The following is a 7,845-nucleotide window of genomic DNA, read 5'->3' on the forward strand; positions in this document are numbered from 1 at the left end:
TGATACAAACAAACCTGGTGACTACACAGGAAAAATCAAAGTAACTTATCCAGATGGAACAAGCGAAGAAAAAGAAGTACCTGTAACAGTAAAAGATACAACACCAGCACAAACAGATGCTGACAAGGTAGATCCTAATGCACCAGAAAAAACGGGAGTAAAAGATCCTAAGAACTTAACAGACAAAGAAAGAAAAGAAGTTAAGGATAAGATCGATAAAGCTAACAAGGATAAGTTCCCAGAAGGAACAGATGTAACAGTTGATGAAAAGGGTAATGCAACAATCACATATCCAGACAAATCAACAGATACAATCCCAGCAGCAGACCTTGTATTCCAATACAAACATGGTGATCCAGCTATTGAAGACAAACCAGAACTTAAGATTGCTGATATTATCGATCCAACAGTTCCAGATAAGACTGATGTAGGTGACAAAAACAATCTAACTGATAAAGAAAAACAAGAAATCAAAGATAAGATTGAAAAAGCCAACAAGGACAACTTACCAGATGGAACAAAGGTTGACGTTGATGATAAGGGTAATGCAACTATCACGTACCCAGATGGATCAAAGGATGTTATTCCAGCTGATAAATTAGTAAATGAAAAATCTACTGGAGATAACCCAGGAACAACACCATCAACACCATCAACACCATCAACACCATCAACACCATCAACTCCATCAGATGACAATAATAATGAAAAACCATCTGACAACAACAATGGCGAAAAACCATCAGATAACAATAAACCATCTGATAATAATGGTGAAAAACAACCTGAAGGAACTATCGCTGATAAGGTAGACCCAGCAGTTCCAGGAAAGACTAAGGTAAAAGATCCTTCTAACTTAACTAATGATGAAAAATCAAAGGTTAAAGAAGCTATTGAAAAAGCTAACAAGGACAAATTCCCACAAGGAACTAAGGTTGAAATTGGAAACGACGGATCAGCTACAATCACATACCCAGATGGATCTAAGGATACTATCAAAGGTAGTGATTTAGTTGAAAAGATCGCTGATGCACCAACTAGACCTTCTAGAGAAGACAAACCATCTAAGAAGAAATTACCAAAAGCAGGTATTGAATCAGAAGCTATGATGATGGCTGCTGCAGCACTATCTACTTTGGGTGGATTGTATGTTTCAAGGAAGAAAAAAGAAGATGAAGAATAAATTATAGATTTGATTCTGTAGTTTATTGAGATGAAGATACCCGATCATATGATCGGGTATTTTTATATGCAAAAAAATAAAAAATCCAACAAAAAAAGAGCCATATTACAGGCTCGCGTTGCTTCGTTGAAGGTATTTTTTAAATTTTGTGAGTTCTTCTTGGTTATTGATTTGAATCCATTTGTGTGAGTAGTGTTTTTTCATATTTGCGTAGTTTTCGCGTTTTTCTTTGCTACGACCATCTATGAGTATCCACTTGATAAATTCAAAGTCTAATTTTTCGGGACAATTGTCTGCCATGCTTTCTCTGGTTTTGCCATGGTATTTGATGTAGCGTTTGATGGCTCTTGTAAGACAATTGAATCTGTTGAAGTTGAGGAATACTATGATGTCAGATAGAGCGAGTCTTTCTGTTTTCTTGAGTTTGTCGTAGTTTCCATCTATTACCCAATCGTCTTGTTTCATAAAATTTTCTACTATGTTAATCGCTTCATCAAGGTCACGTTCTTGCCAATTTTCTGTTATGTTTACTTGGTCAAGGTGAAGCAATGGCAAATCGTATGTTTGTGATATGTCTTGTGCTAATGTGGATTTTCCTGATGCGGAATATCCTATTATTGAAATTTTCAAAGTTTTCTCCTTATATTAATATAATCATCTTCTATTATTATATATAATTATGATGACGTTGTCACGTTACTATTTTTGCATTTGATGGTATAATGTATGTAGTGATTTTTTGCGGATTTTTATGTGCATAAAAGTCTGATTATATGTTAAAATAAAATTGTTAATTAGGAGATGATAGTATGAAGAGATTGATACCTATTGCGGTTTTGGTTTTGGTATTGACGACGGGTTGTCTGAGAAAGCCGGAGCACTACGAATCGATGAGAAATATGGAAAGTACAGAATCTGTGGAAAATGAATCTACAGAACAAGCTAAGCCAGAAGATTCAAAACCAGAACAACCAGCAGAAAAGCCTTCTGAAGAAAATACTGATTCTAATAAACCAGAAGAATCTACTGAAAAGAAAACTATGAAGGTCACTGCGGATATTTTGAATTTGAGAAGTGAAGCCAGCACTAATTCTTCTATTGTTACTAAGTTAAAGAAGGATGATGAGCTTAAGGTTATCGAAGAAACTAAGGATGACAATGGTACTACTTGGGTTAAGGTTGATTTTAATGGTCAAGTAGGTTTTGTTTCTAAGGAATTTTTGGGTGAGTAAATGATTGATATTAATAGCAAGATAATGGCGGACATGAAGAATGGTTCGAGCAATATGGATCAGGCTGTTGCGACTGCAATTGAATATGCAAGACTTGGTTACAAGAAGGTTGTGAGTGCATCGGAGATTTCTACGAATGGTAGGGTTTTGACATCTGATGAAAAGCAACTTCTTATCGACAGGATTAATGATGAGCTTGATTACCAAAAGATTGATTTTCAAGTGTTGTCTGGTAATTTGATGAGCTGTGATCCCAAGATGATGGAATATTTTCATAATGATTTGATTAGTTCGATTAATTATTCCAGATATATTTTGCTGGAGCTTCCAAGTACAACTGAATACAAGGATTTGAACAAGTTTATTTACGATATCCAAATCAAAGGATATGTTCCGATTATCGTTCATCCAGAAAGGTGCAAATACGTCCAAGAAAATCCAGATTATTTGATTCCGTTGAAGGAAAGAGATTGTTTGGTGCAATTGGATATGAGTTCTGTGGTTAAGTCCAAGTCTAGCAGGTTATACAAGACTGCCAAGGAGTTGTTGGAAAGACAAATGGTGGATGTTGTGGCTACGGAAGTGGAAAATGCATACGAGGCAGAATATGTTAGAGATGGGATTAAGACTCTTCATAAGATTATAGATTCGGATTATTTTGATTTGATTATGAGACTTAATCCACAACTTATCATTGAAGATGAAAGAATAGACAGGATTCCTGTTTTGAACAAGAAGAGTGGCGGAGTTTTGTCGAGGATTTTTGGTAAGAGGAGATAAGATGAGAGATAACTTATTTGTAAGAACTTTGAGAAATAGATTTGTACCTATTGTTATGGTGGCGCTTTTGTTCGGTATCGCTATGATTTGCTACGATGTTATGTGGGTGAGACCTGTGTACAGCGTGGATTCAAAGGTTGTAGTGAGTGCGAAAAGCGGCAACACTTCTACTACTCAAATAGAAACTGTGAAGTCTTTGGTTAAATCAAGAACTGTATTGACCGAAGTTAAGCAAAATTTGAAGTTGAGATCAAATGTTGAAGATTTGGGAAAGAAAATCAGCGTTTCAGATGAAAATTCAAAGATTGTTGGTATAAATGTTGAAGATACTGTGATTCAACGTGCAAGAGATATTGCGGATGAATTGGCAGATATTACTGTGAAGAGTGATGCGGACGAATACACTGTTAAAGTGTTGGAATACTCTTCTGCGCCACTTCAAGCTGTATCTCCAAATTTGGTTATGGACACTTTGTTGGCGTATGCCGTAGGATTTTTTATTTCATTGATATCTTTCATGGTGAGGGAATCCCACGATGATGTTATGAGAGTGGACACAAATGTAGAGGATTTGGGAGTAAGTATTATTGGAGATATTCCTTATGTTGATGAAAGGGGTGCGATGATAGATGAAGGATAAGACTTTGTTTAATGAACAATACAAATACCTTCGAACTAATGTGAAGTTCGCTGGAGATGGCATTAAATCTATCGTGGTTACTTCGGGATATTTCGGAGAAGGCAAGACTTCTGTGGCTGCAAACTTAGCGAAAAGCTTCGCTTTGTCCAATCACAAGGTTGTTATTGTGGATATGGATTTGAGAAGACCAAGTTTGAGGAATTTCTACGATATTGATACTGAAATCGGCGTTACAAATGTCGTTGTGAACAAGATGGATTTCAATCTTGCGATAAGCCATGACGAATCGATATGGGATTTGGATATTATTCACGCTGGAGCTATTCCTCCAAATGCGAACGAGCTTGTTTCGAGCGATTCTATGAAGAATTTCATTCGTATTTTGGAAGCTAATTACGATTATGTGATTATTGACACTCCACCAATCGAAGCTTATTCCGATGCGGTTGTGTTGTCAGCGATTTGCGATGCGACTTTGTTGGTGTACAAGGTTGGAGAAACAAAAAAGAGCGATATTGAAAAATCTATCGATTCAATTAGAAATGTCAACGGCAATTTGATAGGACTTGTACGTATTAATGAAAAGTAATTATAGGCTGACTGATTTTGCGTGAATCAGTTGGCTTATTTTTTATAGAAAGGGAAATTATGATTGAAAAGTTACGAGAAAAATCTCAAACTGTGTTGCTGAAACCTTCGATTAGGGTACTGTATCTGAGAAAACTACGAGATTCTGTAAAAAATCACAGGGAAGAAATAATCTCTGCATTGAAGGAAGATATCGGGAAAAGCGAATACGAGGGTTTCATGACGGAATTTGCAACTGTTATGCAGGAGTTGAATTTCTTCATTAAAAATACTTTAAAACTTGCAAGAACAAAGAATGCCTCTTTTGATTTGCTGACTTTTCCAAACAAAACAGAAATCAGAAACAGAGCGTTCGGCGTGTGTTTAATTATTAGTCCGTGGAATTATCCTTTTAATTTGAGTATGATTCCTGTGATTGATGCGATTGCCGCTGGAAATAGCGTGTATTTGATGATGAGCAGAAAGAATCCAAGGATAAGAAAACTTATGAAAGAGGTTTTGAAGCCTGTGGAGGATGTCGTTCATCTTGAAAATGACAGAAGCTACGATGAGGTGTTGGAAGAAAAGTTTGATTTTTATTTTTTCACTGGTAGCAAAAACAGAGGACAGGCTGTGTACAAGAAAGCGGCTGAGAATTTGAAGCCATGTGTCTTGGAATTGGGAGGAAAAAGTCCTTGTATCGTGGACAAGGATGTCGATTTAAAAGATGTAGCGAAGAAGATTTGTTGGGCTAAGTTCACAAACTCCGGACAAACTTGTGTGGCGGTAGACTATTTGGTGGTCGAAGAAAGCATCAAGGATAGGTTACTGCATTATATATTGAAGGAAATTGACGAGAATTATTCCGATATTTCAGAGATGTCTAGGATAAAAACTAGGGAGAAATACGACGAGTTCAGAAAAATCATGATGGATAGAACGGACAGAATCGGTGGGAAATACCACGATGATGAGATGATTATTGAGCCATGTGTGTTCACTGATGTGACTTTTAATGATGAGATAATGAAAGACGAGATATTTGGACCGTTGTTGCCGGTGATTTCATACACTGATATCGATGCGATGTTGATGCACATAAGAAGAATGGACAATCCATTGGCTTTTTATGTGTTCACTAAGGATAAGAAATTGTGCGATTATATCACTAACTCTGTGGGATTTGGCGGAGGATGCATCAACGATTGTATGATGCACATTTCCAACAACAAGGCGCCTTTCGGTGGATTTGGCAATAGCGGACTTGGCCATTATCATGGTAAATGGGGATTTGACACTTTTTCACACAAACAATCAGTCTATGTTTCCAGAAAAGTCGACAATCCATTTAGATTCAAACCATTTACTTCTAAAAAACTAGATTTAATGAAAAAATTTCTCGGCTAATTAGAACGTAAGCTATTATATAGATGAGAGAGATTATAGGAATTGTGATTGTGAATTTCTTCTTGTATAATTTGTGCTTGAAGATTACCATGGAGTTTAACGCTCCGATGAATCCGCCAATTATGCACAAGAATATCAGAACATTTTCAGCGATTCTGTATTTGTTGTGAACGGCTTTTCTTTTATCTATAAGAAAGGCTAGGAAAGTTATTAAATTGATTATTAAAAAATATATACTAAACATTACATCACCCAAAATTATTGTACCATAAGGAGAGATATGAGATTAGATAGAATGCTTAGCGAGATGAAAATCGCGACGAGAAAAGAGATAAAACAAATGGTGAAGAAGGGGATAATCACGGTTAATGATGTGACAGTGAAGAAGTCCTCTGAGCATATAGATGAAAACAACGATGTGGTTAAAATCTACGATGAGGTCATTGAATACAGGAAGTTTTTGTATTTTGTGATGAACAAGAGAAAAGGTGTTACGAGTCATTCGAAAGATCCTATGCACAAGACTGTAATTGAAGATATGGGAGAACTTTGTGTGTTCGATTTGAACCCTGTGGGAAGATTGGATTTGGATACGACAGGGCTTTTGATTATAACAAACGACGGGAAATTTGCACACAATTTGATTTCTCCGAAAAAAGACGTGTCCAAGAAGTACAAGGTCACTTTGAGAGATAAGGTCGATGAGAAATACAACGACACTTTTGAAAAAGGAATCAAGCTGATGCCGGAAGACATCATAACGAAACCTGCGAAGATGGAAATTATTGACGATTACAATTGTTACCTTACTATAAAAGAAGGCAAATATCACCAAGTCAAAAGGATGTTCGAAAAAGTTGGCAATGAAGTTGTAGAACTGAAAAGAGTTCAAATAGGTGATTTCAAATTGCCAGAGGATTTGGAAGAGGGAGACTTCAGAGAACTTACTGATGAGGAACTCAGAATCCTTGGATTAGAAGAAGAATAAACAAAAAAATCTCAATTTAACGTAAAAGTTGAATTGAGATTTTATTTTGTGCGCCTCTTTTTGAGGACGTGTTTGTATAATGTGTCGAAAAACAAAAACAACGAATAAGCACCAGGATCAATAACACCAACAGAATAAATTGCATTGTGACGTGCTTTTCCTTTATTTGCAGGCATATTAGCTGTTTTATCGCAGGCCAACTTGCAATCTACACTTATTTTTTTCATTAATCTGATAGTATTTTCGTTTTTATTTTCTTCAAAGCTTTTTTCTGCAGCATTAATGCAGTCAAGAATTGTCTTATCGTTTAACTTACAATTTCCAACAAGCTTCACGGATTCTGTCGTTATTTTCAAAATTTGGCCAAACATTTCACGGTCCAATATATCAGTATCCTTAGTATATTCAGAAATTTTATCAAAAACATAAGAATAGATAGGAGCTGTCGCGCCTTTTATTTTGTATGTGAATAGAAATGATAGATTCTTGAATTGTGTGGAGATGTCATCATCTTTAAAATCGGGGAAAGTTGTAAATAATTCTCTAAATCCATTGTTGAGGTTACTTCCATGATCTCGGTTACTCAAATTCTCGTCTAATTTATTTAATAATGAACAATTAATCATCAAACATTCTTGATACATCTTAAAAACTTTGTAAATATCATCTTTTGTAAATCCCATAATAGCTCCTTTCTTACTTAATATTATACATGATTACAGAAAATTTTAAAAAATTTCAAAAAACACTTGACAAGAAAGATTTAGGAGCGTATACTGTAATAGTTGTCTGAGAGAGACATAACAAAAACTTGATTAAGTTTACAAGAATTTAAAAAAGTTTTAAAAAAGTCTTGACAAGCTAAAAAAAGTATAGTATACTTTAATAGTTGTCACTTGAGGCAACGAAATAATTTAACAAAGAACCTTAATAAATTAAATAAAGTAAATACTTTGAGAGAAGTACAAACCAAACAATAATTCGGTGAGAATAAAAAAAGCAAAAGTCAGCTGAAAAGCTAGCTTCAAACAAACATTAAATTGAGAGT

At 35.4% G+C, this 7,845-nt stretch carries 10 protein-coding genes; 7 read left to right on the forward strand and 3 right to left on the reverse strand.

Annotated elements, in window-relative coordinates:
• A partial coding sequence (locus ACU68Y_RS08940; RefSeq protein WP_446765339.1) for a Rib/alpha-like domain-containing protein occupies window positions 1-1,183 on the forward strand: 1,183 nt, incomplete at its 5' end.
• A 105-nt stretch (window positions 1,184-1,288) separates the two neighbouring features.
• Here the strand turns inward: ACU68Y_RS08940 and ACU68Y_RS08945 are convergent.
• Window positions 1,289-1,813 carry a DNA topology modulation protein gene (locus tag ACU68Y_RS08945; protein ID WP_446755909.1) on the reverse strand — a complete coding sequence of 175 codons (525 nt, stop codon included), beginning with the start codon at window positions 1,811-1,813 and terminating at the stop codon, window positions 1,289-1,291.
• A 179-nt stretch (window positions 1,814-1,992) separates the two neighbouring features.
• Between ACU68Y_RS08945 and ACU68Y_RS08950 the strand changes: the two genes are divergently transcribed.
• From ACU68Y_RS08950 to ACU68Y_RS08970, 5 genes are read left to right on the forward strand one after another with little or no spacing between them, the layout of a single operon-like run.
• Window positions 1,993-2,415, forward strand: a complete 423-nt coding sequence (locus tag ACU68Y_RS08950; RefSeq protein WP_002837581.1) for an SH3 domain-containing protein — start codon at window positions 1,993-1,995, stop codon at window positions 2,413-2,415.
• Window positions 2,416-3,195 carry a tyrosine-protein phosphatase gene (locus ACU68Y_RS08955; protein ID WP_002837571.1) on the forward strand — a complete coding sequence of 260 codons (780 nt, stop codon included), beginning with the start codon at window positions 2,416-2,418 and terminating at the stop codon, window positions 3,193-3,195.
• 1 nt (window position 3,196) lies between these two features.
• Entirely contained in the window at window positions 3,197-3,835 is a 639-nt protein-coding gene (locus ACU68Y_RS08960) for a YveK family protein (protein WP_002837574.1), read from the forward strand.
• Window positions 3,825-4,424 carry a CpsD/CapB family tyrosine-protein kinase gene (locus ACU68Y_RS08965; RefSeq protein WP_002837573.1) on the forward strand — a complete coding sequence of 200 codons (600 nt, stop codon included), beginning with the start codon at window positions 3,825-3,827 and terminating at the stop codon, window positions 4,422-4,424. Before ACU68Y_RS08960 ends, ACU68Y_RS08965 begins: the two co-directional genes overlap by 11 nt.
• Window positions 4,425-4,483: 59 nt before the next feature.
• Window positions 4,484-5,809, forward strand: coding sequence for an aldehyde dehydrogenase family protein (locus ACU68Y_RS08970; RefSeq protein WP_446755910.1), 1,326 nt, complete (start codon window positions 4,484-4,486; stop codon window positions 5,807-5,809).
• On the opposite strand, the gene ACU68Y_RS08975 is transcribed toward ACU68Y_RS08970, so the two are convergent.
• Window positions 5,772-6,053, reverse strand: a complete 282-nt coding sequence (locus ACU68Y_RS08975; RefSeq protein ID WP_446755911.1) for a DUF1294 domain-containing protein — start codon at window positions 6,051-6,053, stop codon at window positions 5,772-5,774. The genes ACU68Y_RS08970 and ACU68Y_RS08975 overlap by 38 nt on opposite strands.
• 36 nt (window positions 6,054-6,089) lie before the next feature.
• On the opposite strand from ACU68Y_RS08975, the gene ACU68Y_RS08980 reads away from it, so the two are divergent.
• On the forward strand, window positions 6,090-6,797 hold the full coding sequence (locus ACU68Y_RS08980; protein WP_446755912.1) for a pseudouridine synthase: 708 nt from the start codon (window positions 6,090-6,092) through the stop codon (window positions 6,795-6,797).
• A 41-nt stretch (window positions 6,798-6,838) separates the two neighbouring features.
• On the opposite strand, the gene ACU68Y_RS08985 is transcribed toward ACU68Y_RS08980, so the two are convergent.
• Window positions 6,839-7,480 carry a dihydroxyacetone kinase subunit L gene (locus ACU68Y_RS08985; protein ID WP_446755913.1) on the reverse strand — a complete coding sequence of 214 codons (642 nt, stop codon included), beginning with the start codon at window positions 7,478-7,480 and terminating at the stop codon, window positions 6,839-6,841.
• Window positions 7,481-7,845: the final 365 nt, after the last annotated feature.

This window comes from Finegoldia sp. P1-F-LS (genome assembly GCF_052932205.1).

What these genes read in the sequence shown, in the direction of transcription:
- ACU68Y_RS08950 (WP_002837581.1), top strand. Translation starts at nt 1,993, where the DNA reads ATGAAGAGATTGATACCTATTGCGGTTTTGGTTTTGGTATTGACGACG.
- ACU68Y_RS08955 (WP_002837571.1), top strand. Translation starts at nt 2,416, where the DNA reads ATGATTGATATTAATAGCAAGATAATGGCGGACATGAAGAATGGTTCG.
- ACU68Y_RS08960 (WP_002837574.1), top strand. Translation starts at nt 3,197, where the DNA reads ATGAGAGATAACTTATTTGTAAGAACTTTGAGAAATAGATTTGTACCT.
- ACU68Y_RS08965 (WP_002837573.1), top strand. Translation starts at nt 3,825, where the DNA reads ATGAAGGATAAGACTTTGTTTAATGAACAATACAAATACCTTCGAACT.
- ACU68Y_RS08970 (WP_446755910.1), top strand. Translation starts at nt 4,484, where the DNA reads ATGATTGAAAAGTTACGAGAAAAATCTCAAACTGTGTTGCTGAAACCT.
- ACU68Y_RS08975 (WP_446755911.1), bottom strand. Translation starts at nt 6,053, where the DNA reads ATGTTTAGTATATATTTTTTAATAATCAATTTAATAACTTTCCTAGCC.
- ACU68Y_RS08980 (WP_446755912.1), top strand. Translation starts at nt 6,090, where the DNA reads ATGAGATTAGATAGAATGCTTAGCGAGATGAAAATCGCGACGAGAAAA.
- ACU68Y_RS08985 (WP_446755913.1), bottom strand. Translation starts at nt 7,480, where the DNA reads ATGGGATTTACAAAAGATGATATTTACAAAGTTTTTAAGATGTATCAA.